We start from the raw sequence: 13,542 nt of genomic DNA on the forward strand, positions 1-13,542 counted from the left end.
AGCACCATTTTTTCGCGCCCTGGTACGAGGTTTTATTTTCATACAGTATTCCGGTCAGCACCGCTAGCTTATCCTTGATGGAGGTGAAGGACCGATTTTCTTAACAGATTTTTTCATTTTTATCCTATTCACGGATGCGCATTTCTACCCTGTTGCTGGCCAGCGCCCTGCTGACTGGCTTTTTCGCCGCCCCGGCCTTGGCCCAGACCTTCACTGACCCGGGGGCCTACAACAATTTTATTATCGGCGAGCAGCGGGCCATGCTCAAGAAAAACCTGCGCTACATCAGCAAGGCCGCCCACAGCGACAACGAGAAAAAAGTGGACGCCAAGCGCATGGACTTGGTAAAGCAAACCGAAATTTCGCTGGCTAAGCTGGCCAAGCTGCCTGCCTTCGAGGACGACAAGGGCTTTAAGGATCAAACGACCGAAGCCTTCTACCAGCAACTGAAAGTGTATTCCGAGGACTACAAGGCCGTGGACATGATGGCCGCTACCCGCACGGCCAGCGTGGAAAACATGGAGCGCTACCTGCACGCCCAGGAAGTGGCCGAAGCCAAGCTGCGGGCCGTCAACGACAGCGTAGACGCGGCCCAGCAGCGCTTTGCCAAGCGGCATAACATGACCGTGGGCGAAGACCCCGAGGGGAAGCGGCTGTCGCAGTACATGAAGCAGGTGTCGGAAGTGAATACCTACCAGCACCAGATCTTCCTGGCCCAGTTTCGCACCGAAAAAGCCAGCGCCATGCTCGCCGATGCCATGCGCCAGCAAAACGCGGCCGACTTTGAGGTAGCCCGCGTGCAGCTCCTGACCGATACCCAGGCCGCCCTCGACCAACTAGCCAATGTGCCGGCTTTCCGCGGCAAGGATGGGCAGTACCGCGACGCGGCCCGCACCCTGGTAAAGACCTACCACAGCATGTGTTCCGACCAGTTTGTGAAGCTCAAAGACCTGCTGGAGCGCAAAGACAAGCTCAGCAAGGCCGACGTGGACCTCTACAACAAGTGCATTAGCTTCTACAACACCCAGAACCAGAAGGTAGTAAACGCCTATAACCAAGCCGGGAGCACCTTTATGGCCACCTACGTGCCGGTGTTTAACGATTAACGAAACCGCGGCCCCGCGGGGGCGGTTGAGCAAAGCCGAGCCGGATGCGCATCCGGCTCGGCTTTTTTGTCCCGGTGCGGCGCCGGATAGTTTTTATCTTGCGGCCGCATTGGGGCCAAACCCGCCCCAACGGCTCAATTTGATTGATATGGACGACGCAATAAAAGCCAAATACCAGCCCGTAATCGGACTGGAAGTACACGCCCAGCTGCTCACCCAGAGCAAGATGTACTCCTCGGACGAGAATGAATACGGCGCTCTGCCCAACAACAACCTTTCGGTCATCACGCTGGGCCACCCCGGCACCTTGCCCAAGGTGAACCGCTCGGCCGTGGAGTACGCCATGAAAATGGGCCTGGCCACCAACTGCCACATCACGCGCGACAACCTGTTTGCGCGCAAAAACTATTTCTACCCCGACCTGCCCAAGGGCTACCAGATTACCCAGGACAAAACCCCGATTTGCACGGCCGGTAATGTCCCGATTCGGCTGGCCGACGGCTCGACCAAGAACATCGGCATCACCCGCATTCACATGGAGGAAGACGCGGGCAAGTCGATGCACCTGGCCGGGGAGGTGGAGACGCTCGTGGACTTGAACCGGGCCGGGGTGCCGCTGATTGAAATCGTGTCGGAGCCCGACATCCGCAACGCCGACGAGGCCTATGCCTACCTGAGCGAAATCAAGAAGCTGGTGGTGTACCTGGGCATCTGCGACGGCAACATGGAGGAAGGCTCCTTGCGCTGCGACGCCAACATTTCGGTCATGCTCAAGGGCGCCGAGAAGTTCGGTACCAAGGTGGAAGTCAAGAACATGAACTCCTTCCGCAACGTGCAGCGCGCCATTGAGTACGAAATCGAGCGGCAGATCGAAGTTCTGGAAGCCGGCGACACCCTCGACAGCGAAACCCGCGGCTTCGACGCCGCCACCGGCACGACCAGCGGGCAGCGCTCGAAGGAAACTCTGAACGACTACCGCTACTTCCCCGAGCCGGATCTGCCCCCACTCATCATCAGCGACGAGTGGCTGCACGAGGTGCAGGCTTCATTGCCCGCCCTGCCCCAGCAGCTCTACGCCCGCTTTACCGGCGAACTGGGCCTCTCGGACTACGACGCGACGGTGCTCACCGACCAGAAGGAAGTGGCCCTGTTCTTCGACGAGGTTTCGCGCCTGACCCCGAACGCCAAGGCTGCCGCCAACTGGGTGCAGGGCCCGGTGAAGTCCTTCCTCAACGAGCGGGCTTTGACGATGAGCGACTTCCCGCTCACGCCCCAGCACCTGGCCGACATCATTCACCTCATTGATGAGAACAAGGTAGGGCACTCGGTAGCAGCCAAGCAGTTATTTCCTTACCTGCTCGACAACCCAAGCCAATCGGCGGCGGCAGCGGCCGAGGCGCAAGGCCTCACCCAGCAGTCGGACGCCGGGGCCCTGGAAGCCATGATTCAGCAGGTGCTGGACGCTAACCCAGGCAAGGTGGAAGAGTACCGCGGCGGCAAAAAGTCCCTGACCGGCATGTTTATGGGGGAGCTCATGAAGCTTACCGGCGGCAAGGCCGACCCCAAGCTGGCCAACCAGCTGCTGCGCCAGAAACTCGACGCCTAAGCCCTGTACTTTACACCAACCAGGCGGCCGGTTTCGTTGTTGAGCCTACGGGCTGAACCAAATTGGCCGCCGGAGGCTTGTTTTCACAAAAAGCGGAAAGCCGCGTGCTGATCCGCTGGTAGCCTAACATTAGAATGATTGAGAAAATGAAAAGCATACTTCTGGTGACCACCGTGCTGGGCATGGCCAATGCCTGCAGTAAGTCGGCCACGCCGACTACGGGCAGCACCAATGGCACCGGTTACCAGGTGAGCGGCCAGCTGACCAACGCCCCGGCCGGGACGAAGGTGTATCTGGCCGAGCTGGGCGAAACCCAGTTTGTGTCGCGCGATACGGCCACGGTGGACGAGCAGGGGCGTTTCACGCTGCAAGGCACGGTGCCCGAGGCCGGGCTCTACCAGGTGAAGGTGGATGATGCCAACCAAGTAATGCTGGCCCTGGACAACGGCAGCAACATTCAACTCTCCGGCGACGCCAAGAAGCTCACGGACGGCTATGTGGTGAAAGGCTCCAAAGACTCGGAAGCCCTGCAGCAGCTGGGCCGCACCATGGTCGAGTCGAAGCGGGCCATGGCCCTGCTGGAAATGCGCTACAACAACAGCGCCCAGGCCGGGCAGTCCGACTCGATGAAACTGATTGAGGGCAAGTTCTACGCCGCTCAGGCCCAGAACACGGCTAAAATCAAGGAGCTGGTGCGCCAGAACCCCAATTCCGTGGTTTCGGCCTTCGTGGTGGGCAACCTGCTGAATCCCGACGAAAACTTCGCCTTCATTGACTCGATGGCGACGCAGTTCAAGAAGTCGATGCCCGACTCGCGCTACACCAAGGCCTTGTCGGCCAAGCTTGACCCGCTGCGGGCCACGGCCGTGGGGTCGGCGGCCCCGGAAATTGCCCTGCCGGCTCCCGATGGCAAAAGTGTGGCTTTGTCCTCGTTGCGCGGCAAGTACGTGCTCATCGACTTCTGGGCTTCCTGGTGCGGCCCCTGCCGCAAGGAAAATCCCAACGTAGTGCGGGCCTACAACAAGTACAAAGGCAAGGGCTTCGAAATCTACAGCGTGTCGTTTGATCAGGACCGGGAAAAGTGGCTCAAGGCCATTCAGGCCGACGGGCTGACCTGGACCCACGTGTCGGACCTGCGCGGCTGGGAAAGTGCGGCCGGGCAGGCCTACGGCGTGAAAGCCATTCCGCAGTCGGTGCTGCTGGATCCCCAGGGCCGTATCGTGGCTAAAAACCTGCGCGGCGATGCCCTGGAAGCCAAGCTGGCCTCGGTGCTGAAGTAGCCGTTCATTTTAGCTCTGTCAGAACACGAAAAAGGCACGTCATATGACGTGCCTTTTTTTATGGTCCACGACGACTGGCTGACAAGCCGCCCCTAACTCAGGAACATTCGCTGCATGGCTTGCCAGAGTAGTTTTTTGCGGCTGTTATCTTCTTCCAACAGCTCTATTTCCGCCGCGGGCAGGTAGGCCGCGTCACCGACCAGGATAACGGGCTCATAGAGCTGGGTGGTCCGGATGGCGACGTCGAGCAGATTTTTGCCAAAGGCAATAATCTGTTTGGCGGCCAGCTTCTGGCGAATGGTGTTGAGCTCCACCGGCAGGTGCGACTCCACGTTGATCAACACCACGTCTTCCATCACCAGCCGAATGGCCTTGAGCAGGTTATTCAAAAACACATTTTTGGGCAGACGCTGGAAGCGTACCGGGTCCATGCGCACCAGAATTACCAAGCCGTTGGGGTTGCTGCCCAGCGTGGAGTAGGGCGTGGCACTCAGCGGAGGAGCCGTACGCGTCGGGGGAGCATCTGCCGGGGCTTGGGGCGCCACTGGAGCAGGTGCAGCCGGCACCACGGGCGCCGAGGCGGGGGCTACGGGCGGCCGGGGCGGGGCTGGTGGCGTCAGGTGTAGGGTAGACAGGGAGGGTAGCTTGCCCGGACCCGCGGGGGGAGAGGCCCCGGGCTGGGCGGCCGGGGCAGCGGGCGGATTCGAGGCCACCGGGACGGGAGTAGCCGGCGGAGCAACGGGGGCCGGAACTGGCCGGCCGGCCGGGGCGGGCGCGGGAGCCGCGGCCGGGGCCGCTACCGCCGGCCCTGGCCGCGGCTCCCGGGCTCCGGGCGCTGCTTCCGCGTCCGGTTCGGGTACTACATACAACGAGACGTTGGTGTAGAAACTCTGAAAAAAAGCCAGTGACGCTTGATCCATAGACGGTGGGGAATTGTCAGGTACCGGGTTTCAGTTGGCTCTTCCCAAGAAGCGACCAGCTGACCCCCAACGACTAATAACCACAATTACTCCATGTCAAACAACGCCTTGAGCTCATTGGCATCCTGGGGCTGCATCCGGCCCCCGAGCACGAGGCGCAGCTGCCGCCGGCGCAAAGCCCCGTCGTAGAGGCGGATTTCTTCCTCGGTTTCGGCTACGGCCTCGGGCACGTCAATCGGGCGGCCCGACTGGTCGACGGCCACGAAGGTGAAAAAGGCCTCGTTGGTCTTCATCTTCGTACCGCTGGGAATATCCTCGGCCCATACGTCGATGTGCACTTCCATCGAGGAGTTGAAGGAGCGCGTCACCTGGGCTTGCAGGGTCACCACGTTGCCCAGGGCGATACTGTCGCGGAAGGACACGTTATCGACCGAGGCCGTGACGACGATGCGGTTGGAGTGTTTCTGCGCCGAAATGGCCGCGGCAATATCCATCAGGTGCATCATGCGGCCTCCCATCAGGTTGTTGAGCGTATTGGTGTCGTTGGGCAGCACCAGCTCAGTCATAATCACGAAGGATTCTTTAACGGGCTTCTGTTTGCGCATCTGAAAAGCAGTTTCTGAAAAAAGTAACGGCCGCAAAGATAGGGCCCCGGCCGCCGGAATGCCGATGGCCTGGTGAAAGAATAGCGGCTAACCGGTCGGTAATAACTCAAAAACTGCGGGCCCGGCTGCTACTTCGGCCACCCGGCCTGGCCCAGCAGCGGCACAAAGCGGAAGTCCTCGAACTCCTCGCGCACAAACTCGTCCTCACTCTCGCGCACCACCCGCATCATGCGCTGGGTATGCTCGTCGCCCACCGGGATGACCAGGGCCCCGCCCACGCGCAGCTGCCGCAGCAGGACCCGCGGAATCGTAGGCGAGCCGGCCGTGACCAGAATCTTGTCGAACGGAGCTTGTCCGGGTAGGCCCACCGAGCCGTCGCCGCAGTACAGGTGGGGGCGCAATCCAAAGCCCACCAGGCGCCGGCGGGTGTTTTCGAACAGAATCTGGTTGTACTCGATGCTGAATACTTCGGGCACCAGCTGCAGCAGCACGGCGCACTGGTAGCCCGAGCCCGTCCCGATTTCCAGGACCCGGTCGGTGGGCCGCAGCTGCAGCAGCGCAGTTTGGTAGGCTACCGTGTAGGGCTGCGAAATCGTCTGGCCCTGCCCAATGGGAAAGGCCTTGTCCTGGTAGGCGTGCTGCTCAAAGGCGGGCTCGAAGAACAAGTGCCGGGGCACCGTGGCCAGGGCTGTCAGCACCCGTTCGTCCCGAATGCCCTTGCGTCGTAATTCTTCCACAAGGGTGCGGCGCAGGCCGCGGTGTCGGTACGTGTCAGCGTGCATGGAGTCTGGGGTTGGGCCCGTGTCGGCGGTATGGGTTAATGCCCTACCTTTGCGCGGCTCGGCAAAAGGAACCAAGCCTTTCTACGCCGCTCGGCCGCGAAATTACGGCATCCTGCCCATAAAACCCATTTGTTTACCGGTCTTGGCCGGTCTGCTATACTTATCTCCTTGACTCGCACCTTTCAAAAGCTGAAGCTCATCACTGCCGACTTCGTGGCGGCCCTGCTGGCGTGGATGTGTTTTTTCCTGCTGCGCAAATACCTGCTCAGCGAAATCAACGAAGGCTACCGCTTCACCGGCGGCGAATTGTTCAACCTGACCGGCTCGGCCCTGATGATTGGCCTGTTCTGGTCGGTGCTCTACACCCTGATTGGCGAATACCGCGACATTTTCCGCAAGTCGCGGCTGGCCGAGATTATCCGCCTGGCCCGCATTTCGGTGCTGGGAGCCCTGATTATCTTCTTTGCCTTGCTGCTCGACGACCAGGGGGTGAGTTCCTACCGGCTCTACTACAAAACCATTACGGCCTACTTTCTGCTGCATTTCTTTATTACGGCCGTGCTGCGGACCTGGGCCATTACCACTGTGCAGCACCTGGTGCGGCGGGGCGTTATTTCCTTTAATACCCTGCTGGTGGGCTCCAATATGCTGGCCCGCGAAACCTACCACGAGCTGGCCCGCACCGGCAAGCACCTAGGGCTGAAGCTGGTTGGCTTTGCGCCCGTCGGCGACACCGTCGACCCCGAACTAGCGGCCGAGTTGCCCGCCCGCGGCTCCTACACCCGTCTGCCGGCCCTGATCCGGGCTCTCAAAATCGAGCAGATCATCATTGCCATTGAGCCCAGTGAGCACCGCATGATTCAGGAGATTCTCTCGCTGCTGGAAGGCACGCCGGCCCGGGTCAGCATCCTGCCCGACTTGTACCAGATGCTGCTGGGCTCGGTGAAGGTGAACCACTTGTTTGGGACGCCCCTGATTGAAATCAAGCACGATTTGCTGCCGCCCTGGCAGGAGTTTACCAAGCGCCTGCTGGATATCGTGGGCTCGGCCCTGTTCCTGCTGCTGGCCTGGCCCGTGTATGCCTTCACGGCCGTGATGGTGCGGCTTTCCTCTCCCGGCCCAATCTTCTACGCCCAGGAGCGTATCGGCATCAACGCCCAGCCGTTTCGCATCTACAAGTTTCGCTCGATGTACGTGGATGCCGAGAAGCAGGGCCCGGCCCTGTCGTCCGACCACGACCCGCGCATTACGCCCTGGGGGCGCTTTATGCGCAAAGTGCGCCTCGACGAACTACCCCAGTTCTGGAACGTGCTGAAAGGTGATATGAGCCTGGTGGGCCCCCGCCCGGAGCGCCGTTTCTACATCGACCAGATTGTGAAAGTCGCTCCCCACTACCGGCATCTGCACCGCGTCCGGCCCGGAATTACCAGCCTGGGGCAGGTAAAATACGGCTACGCCGAAACCGTCGATCAAATGGTCGAGCGCCTGAAGTTCGACATCCTCTACATCGAGAACATGAGCTTGGCCATGGATTTCCGCGTCATGCTCTACACCCTGAAAATCATTGTCGAAGGACGGGGCAAATGATGCACGCAGGTGCTGGCGTTTTGCACGTGCCGGCTCTGTCCTGGCGAGCAGCGCGCAGTAAGCCGTCCTCTGCGCAGTACGATACGACCTTTTACCAGAATGCCTGTTTCGTTGTTATACCTGCTACCTGAGGGCTCGGCGCCGAGGAAAATCCGGCACAGAGCACGGATGGCCACGACTTGCGCCTCTTCGCACCTCAGCACCGTCAACCCACATTAGCACCTTAAAGAACTCATGTTTACTGGAATTGTAGAAGCGCTGGGTACCATCACGGCCGTGCAAACCCAAGGCACCAACCGGCACTTTACCGTGGCCGCGCCCTTCGCCCACGAGTTGCAGATTGACCAAAGCGTGGCCCACGACGGGGTCTGCCTGACGGTGGTAGCCGTGGATGCCGCCGCCGGTACGCACGTCGTCACGGCCATCGACGAAACCCTGCAAAAAACCAATTTGGGCAGCTGGGCCGCCGGCCGGCAGGTAAATCTGGAGCGCTGCCTGGCCGCCAACGGCCGCTTCGACGGCCACATCGTGCAAGGCCACGTCGATCTGACGGCCGTGTGCGAGAGCGTCGCCGACCAGAACGGCAGCTGGCTCTACCGCTTCCGCCACGAGCCCGGCCCGAGCCGGGTTACGGTCGAGAAAGGCTCCATCTGCGTCAACGGTACCAGCCTGACTTGCTTCGACTCCACCGACGACGGCTTCTCGGTGGCCATTATTCCTTATACCTACGAGCACACCACGTTTCAGCACCTGCGCGCCGGCGACCTGGTAAACCTGGAATTTGACATCGTGGGCAAGTACATAGCTAAAATGCTGGGTCGGTAGGCCTGAGTTGGGTCGTGGGCAAACCTGCCATTCTTGTGCTGGTGCTCCTGGCGTGCTTGGTAGGAGCGGCCTTGCTATGGAAAGCTCCGCGCCCGGCTTCCGCGGATGGGTATGTTCGTTACACGGTGGATGTGCGCCGCCAGGACTTGCGTTTGTATTGGCAAGACGACCGGCAACAGCCCCTGCGCAGCATCGCCAATCTGCGAAACTGGCTTGAAGGCCAGGGGCAGCGGCTGGTTTTTGCCACCAATGCGGGCATGTACAAAGCCAACAATGTCCCCCAGGGCCTCTTTATTCAGAATGGCCGCGTCCTGAATCCGCTTGATACGACGCGGGGCGCGGGCAACTTCTACCTGAAACCCAACGGAGTCTTTTACACGACTTCCGACGGGCAAGCGCAGGTATGTAGCACCGAGCAGTTCAGGTATTCTCGCCGGATCCGCTATGCCACCCAGTCGGGGCCGCTGCTGCTGCTCCATGGGCGAATGCACCCGGCGTTTCGGCGGGGTGCAGCTAATCTCAATGTCCGCAACGGCGTGGGTGTTTTGCCGAACGGGCAGGTCGTGTTTGCCATGTCCAGGCAGAAAGTTAGCCTCTATGAGTTTGCGGACTACTTCCGCCGGTTGGGCTGCCGCAACGCGCTGTATCTGGACGGCTTCGTGTCGCGCACCTACCTGCCCGCAAAGGGGTGGGTGCAAACCGACGGAGACTTTGGCGTACTGGTGGGCGTAACGGAGCCGATGCGTTGAACTTTGCAACCTGTGGCACTTTTACGGGCCGTTTGCGTACAGGCAAACAGACCCAACTCCCTCATAGCTATGTCAAAACGCGAATTAATAGAACCCACCCCGGGCGACAAGCGCTACGTACGCCGCAACGAGAAAGGCCAGTTCACCAGTGAAGTAGACCTGAATCGTTCCCTGTCGCAGGACGATAAGCACAACTCCCACCGCACCAGCCGCCCCGGCCAGGGCGACAAAGGAGACGGCCACACGGGAAACCGCAAGCCGGCCAAGAAGTAAGAATGCTTTATAGCCCGTAAAAGGCCCCACTAGCACTTGCTAATGGGGCCTTTTTTGCTTTCGGGGTATCGAATAGGACTAGCCCGGAGTTGCTTCGCTAAAGAAAGTAGCTGCTCTCTGCTGGGCGGCCACGTCCCGCTGAACGTCGCCGGGGCGGGAGCCATTGCCGAAGAGAAAGCCGCCCCAGTGCATGCGCATATAGCTGGCGCAGAGCCGGAGTGTGTCGTGCAGGGGCTGGGCTTCGGCCGGCTCCCCGCTGCTGACCACCACGGCCCAGAGGGTTTTACCCACCATTCGCTCCCGGAAATGTACCTCCGCCACCCGCATCCAGGCGCTCCAGTAGTCCAGGTATTGCTTCGTGGGTACGGGCATGGAATACCAGTACAAAGGCAGTACCAGCACCAGATCCGTGGCGTGCAGCGTGGCTTCCATCAGCACTTTGGCGTTGCCTACGGGAGCAGGATAGGGGGCATCGTGGCGCAGGTCGATAAAGTCGGGCAGCGGGTAGTCCAGCAGGTTGAGCCACTGCTGCTCAGCACCGGCGGGCAGATGCTGCGCAGCCACTCTGGCTAGCTGCTCACTATTGCCCTGGCGGCGGGTGCTGCCCGGCAGAAACAAAAAACGGCGTTGGGTTTCAGGCATTGTTTGCGGAGGAAAAAGGCGCGGCCGGCCACCAGCGGGCCGCGCCTAGCTGGTAGAGGCGGAAGCAGGCCCAGGCGGCCAGGCTGCCCAGGGCGGCGCCGGCCAGCACGTCGGATGGATAATGGGCGCCCAGGTACATGCGGCTGTAGGACACCAGTACGGCCCAGATAAACACCAGCACCTTGGCCAGGCGGTAGCGCCGGGGCAGGGCCAGACACAGGAAAACCACCAGGGCAAAGGCATTAGCCGCGTGCGACGACATAAAGCCAAACTGCCCCCCGCAGCCACTAGCCAGATTCAGCGTAGCCGATAGGAGCGGGTCGTGGCAGGGGCGTAGGCGGGCAAAATAGGGCTTAAAGAACCGGCTGGAGATACCATCGGCCAGGGCCACGCTCAGGCCCAGCAACGGCAGCAGCAGCAGGGCCCGCTGCCGGAACATATACCCCAGTACGAGTAGAATGACCAAGTAGGCCGGAAACCACACGAAGCGTTCGGAAAAGAAAATCATCCACGCATCCAGCGCGTTGGAGTGATTGTTATTGGCCGCCAGTAGCAGCCAACGGTCCAGGTCTTGTAGTTTCTCGATCAAAGCTGGCTGGGGTTTTCGAGCCACTGCACGCCCTTGCGTAGCCACTGTTGGGTAGCGGCTTCGGCCGAGCCCGGCTCGGGGCGCTGGTCGTAGTGCCACTCGCAGCGCGGAGGCAGGCTCATCAGGATACTTTCGGTACGGCCGCCGGTTTCGAGTCCAAAGCGGGTGCCCCGGTCAAAGGCCAGGTTGAACTCGGCGTAGCGGGCTCGGCGCAGCATGTGCCACTGTAGCTGCCGCTCGCCGAAGGGCAGGTCGCGGTTCTGGCGCAGCAGCTCGGTATAGGTGGGGCCAAACACGTTGCCCACGGCCTGGATGAAGGCAAAGAGCTCTTCGCGGCTGCCGTCTTGGCCCACGGTGAGGCGGTCAAAGAAAATGCCGCCCACGCCCCGGGTTTCCTGACGGTGGGGCAGGAAGAAATAGTCGTCGGCCCACTGCTTGAAGCGGGGGTAGTACGCCGGGTTGTGCTGGTCGCAGACGGCCCGAAGCTGCTCGTGAAACCAGCGGGCCTGGGCTTCATCCACGTAAATCGGCGTCAGATCGATGCCGCCGCCAAACCAGGCCTCGCCGTTGCCGGCCTCGAAGTAGCGCACGTTCATGTGGGCAATGGGCACCATGGGGCTGCGCGGGTGCTGTACGACCGAAACGCCGGTAGCAAAGTAGTTGGGGTTGGGCATGAGCAGCACCCGGGCGGCCTGTTCGCTCATTTCGCCCCACACGGCCGAAAAGTTAACCCCGCCTTTTTCCAGCACGGCCCCACCCTGAATCACGCGCGACAATCCGCCGCCGCCGCTGCCGTGCTGCCACTCATCTGACTGAAAGGTGGCCTGGCCATCGGCGGCTTCCAGCTGCGCGCACAGGCGCCGTTGGAAGTCGCGCAGCCAGGTGGCCACGGAGTCGCGGAAGGTAGAGGCAACCGGCGCAAGGGAAGAGGAATCGGTCAGCATAGAAGGTAAAGCGGCTACTCCTCACAAATCAGCCACTGGCCGACTCGTGCAGAAACAGAAAACCGCCTGACGGCGGGGTAAGTTTGAAGCCGCAAAGGTAGGGGTTTACGCGCGTTTCGGGCGGGTCCGGTTTTGGAAAGCCTGGCAACGGAGCCGCAACAGCCGGCGGTGGGCACAGCCGCAGGGCAAAGCCCTGGCGGAGCCGGCACATTCCTGCCCTGCCCGCCGCGTGCTGCCAGGATCCAAAGCAAGTGAAGCCCGCCTCCGGACGGAAGCGGGCTTCAGGTACTTGCAGCCAAGCACTGTTATTGATTTTGCCGCACCACGGTGGTGTTATTAGCCCCGTGCTGCTGCACCTCGCTCTGGTTGCCGGCCGTGCCCTGATACGTGCGGGCGCTGTTGCCGGAGCCCAGCTGCACTTGCCGGGCATAGTTGCCGCTGCCAGTAGCTTGCTGACTGATGTAGGCCGAGTTGGTGTCGTAGTTGCCTTCTGCGGCCTGCTCCTGCATGGCAGTGCTGCCCGAGCCGGTTTGCTCAATGGTAGCGCTCTGAGACGAGCCCTCCTGGGTCTGGGTGGCCCGGTTCTGATTACCGCTCTGGGAAACCGATGCTCTGGAGCCGTTGCCGTTGCTCTGGTTTTGGGTGCTGGTATTATACAAGCCGATCTGGGTGGCACGTACAGAGCTCTGGTCCATTCGCTCCTGCATCTGGGTGCTGGTATTATACATGCCAGTCTGCGTCAGGGTAGCTTGCGTTGGGTTAGCAAATGGACTCTGCCCGTATCCTTCGGTTTGCCGTTGCGTCCCGGCGTTGCTCTCCCCGACCTGCGTAATTGTTGCACTGGCCAACCCTCCAAGCTGGGTCTGACTAGCTTCATTAAACTGGCCTTGCTGGCTGATGCTGGCCTCTGTGCGCAGGCTCGAGCTTTGCTGAAGCTGCCATGCGCTGTTGGCATTTCCCTCCTGTAGGATGGTTACATAATGAAGCTGGCCTGCAGTACTGCCCCCCGACTGTTGCTGGATGGCCCCATTAGCTGTACCCAGTTGGGTGGCCGTCGCATACGCATTAACAGAGTTCTGCTGCTGGTTAGCTCCGTTGCTGTTGCCTACACTTTGCAGGATGGTAGCGCTATTGTTACGACCCGATTGGTTCTGGGTAGCATAGTTCAGACCACTGAGTTGCTCAATGGCTACGGTTTGGCTGAAGCCGCCCTGGCGCTGATCGGCGACGTTACCGTGGCTGCCCGCCTGGGCAGAGCCCTGGCGGATGGTAGCCAGTTGGCCACGGTCGGAGCTCTGATACTGCACGGCCTTTTGGTCGTTGCCCATCTGATCCACCCGCGCCGTCTGATTCCGGCCGATCTGGGTTTGAGTACTCTGGTTGTTGTTGCCGCTGGCGCTGCCACCATTCACGGCCGCATCGTTCTGGCGGGCGGTGGCCGTGTTGCTCCGGCCATCCTGCGTTACGGCAATCTGGTTGTTGTTGCCGAAACTAGTGGAGGTTTGGCTGTTATCCTGTGCCGTAGCCACGCCACTGACAAGAAAGACGACAAAAAGTAATCCGGTCGATTTCATACAAATAATAGAAAATGTGAATGAATGGGTGCTGCAAATCCCCTTAGTGCGAAGGGAAGC

The 13,542-nt window shown here is 60.8% G+C and carries 14 protein-coding genes; 7 read left to right on the forward strand and 7 right to left on the reverse strand.

Features of this window, described 5'->3' with window-relative positions:
• The first annotated feature begins 134 nt into the window (after positions 1-134).
• From E5K02_RS03265 to E5K02_RS03275, 3 genes are all read left to right on the forward strand, one after another.
• On the forward strand, positions 135-1,106 hold the full coding sequence (locus E5K02_RS03265) for an LIC11966 family surface protein (protein WP_135392033.1): 972 nt from the start codon (positions 135-137) through the stop codon (positions 1,104-1,106).
• A 148-nt stretch (positions 1,107-1,254) separates the two neighbouring features.
• A complete protein-coding gene (gatB, locus tag E5K02_RS03270; RefSeq protein ID WP_135392035.1) occupies positions 1,255-2,712 on the forward strand; it encodes an Asp-tRNA(Asn)/Glu-tRNA(Gln) amidotransferase subunit GatB in 1,458 nt (485 codons plus the stop codon).
• Positions 2,713-2,858: 146 nt separating this feature from the next.
• Positions 2,859-3,992: a TlpA disulfide reductase family protein gene (locus tag E5K02_RS03275; RefSeq protein WP_167856272.1), complete on the forward strand. Its 1,134-nt coding sequence runs from the start codon at positions 2,859-2,861 to the stop codon at positions 3,990-3,992.
• 92 nt (positions 3,993-4,084) lie between these two features.
• Here E5K02_RS03275 and E5K02_RS03280 read toward each other — a convergent pair whose 3' ends face one another.
• From E5K02_RS03280 to E5K02_RS03290, 3 genes are all read right to left on the reverse strand, one after another.
• Positions 4,085-4,912: a hypothetical protein gene (locus E5K02_RS03280; protein ID WP_135392039.1), complete on the reverse strand. Its 828-nt coding sequence runs from the start codon at positions 4,910-4,912 to the stop codon at positions 4,085-4,087.
• 86 nt (positions 4,913-4,998) lie between these two features.
• Positions 4,999-5,517 carry an acyl-CoA thioesterase gene (locus E5K02_RS03285; RefSeq protein WP_135392041.1) on the reverse strand — a complete coding sequence of 173 codons (519 nt, stop codon included), beginning with the start codon at positions 5,515-5,517 and terminating at the stop codon, positions 4,999-5,001.
• 128 nt (positions 5,518-5,645) lie between these two features.
• Entirely contained in the window at positions 5,646-6,299 is a 654-nt protein-coding gene (locus tag E5K02_RS03290; protein WP_135392043.1) for a protein-L-isoaspartate(D-aspartate) O-methyltransferase, read from the reverse strand.
• Positions 6,300-6,467: 168 nt separating this feature from the next.
• Between E5K02_RS03290 and E5K02_RS03295 the strand changes: the two genes are divergently transcribed.
• From E5K02_RS03295 to E5K02_RS03310, 4 genes are all read left to right on the forward strand, one after another.
• On the forward strand, positions 6,468-7,886 hold the full coding sequence (locus E5K02_RS03295) for a sugar transferase (RefSeq protein ID WP_240737133.1): 1,419 nt from the start codon (positions 6,468-6,470) through the stop codon (positions 7,884-7,886).
• A gap of 234 nt (positions 7,887-8,120) precedes the next feature.
• Positions 8,121-8,711: a riboflavin synthase gene (locus tag E5K02_RS03300; RefSeq protein ID WP_135392045.1), complete on the forward strand. Its 591-nt coding sequence runs from the start codon at positions 8,121-8,123 to the stop codon at positions 8,709-8,711.
• Positions 8,712-8,746: 35 nt separating this feature from the next.
• The gene (locus E5K02_RS03305; protein WP_240737135.1) at positions 8,747-9,460 is read left to right on the forward strand and encodes a phosphodiester glycosidase family protein; all 714 of its coding nucleotides are present in this window, start codon (positions 8,747-8,749) and stop codon (positions 9,458-9,460) included.
• Positions 9,461-9,529: 69 nt separating this feature from the next.
• The gene (locus E5K02_RS03310; protein WP_135392047.1) at positions 9,530-9,733 is read left to right on the forward strand and encodes a hypothetical protein; all 204 of its coding nucleotides are present in this window, start codon (positions 9,530-9,532) and stop codon (positions 9,731-9,733) included.
• Between the two features lie 78 nt (positions 9,734-9,811).
• Here the strand turns inward: E5K02_RS03310 and E5K02_RS03315 are convergent, their stop codons facing one another.
• The 4 genes from E5K02_RS03315 to E5K02_RS03330 form a co-directional block, all read right to left on the reverse strand.
• The gene (locus E5K02_RS03315; RefSeq protein ID WP_135392049.1) at positions 9,812-10,375 is read right to left on the reverse strand and encodes a flavodoxin family protein; all 564 of its coding nucleotides are present in this window, start codon (positions 10,373-10,375) and stop codon (positions 9,812-9,814) included.
• Positions 10,368-10,964 carry a phosphatase PAP2 family protein gene (locus E5K02_RS03320; RefSeq protein WP_135392051.1) on the reverse strand — a complete coding sequence of 199 codons (597 nt, stop codon included), beginning with the start codon at positions 10,962-10,964 and terminating at the stop codon, positions 10,368-10,370. The genes E5K02_RS03315 and E5K02_RS03320 overlap by 8 nt, the downstream gene beginning before the upstream one ends.
• On the reverse strand, positions 10,961-11,908 hold the full coding sequence (hemF, locus tag E5K02_RS03325) for an oxygen-dependent coproporphyrinogen oxidase (protein ID WP_135392053.1): 948 nt from the start codon (positions 11,906-11,908) through the stop codon (positions 10,961-10,963). The genes E5K02_RS03320 and hemF overlap by 4 nt, the downstream gene beginning before the upstream one ends.
• 305 nt (positions 11,909-12,213) lie before the next feature.
• A complete protein-coding gene (locus E5K02_RS03330; protein ID WP_135392055.1) occupies positions 12,214-13,482 on the reverse strand; it encodes a hypothetical protein in 1,269 nt (422 codons plus the stop codon).
• Between the last annotated feature and the right edge of the window lie 60 nt (positions 13,483-13,542).

Source organism: Hymenobacter metallicola (assembly GCF_004745645.1).
GTDB classification, from domain to species: Bacteria; Bacteroidota; Bacteroidia; order Cytophagales; family Hymenobacteraceae; genus Hymenobacter; species Hymenobacter metallicola.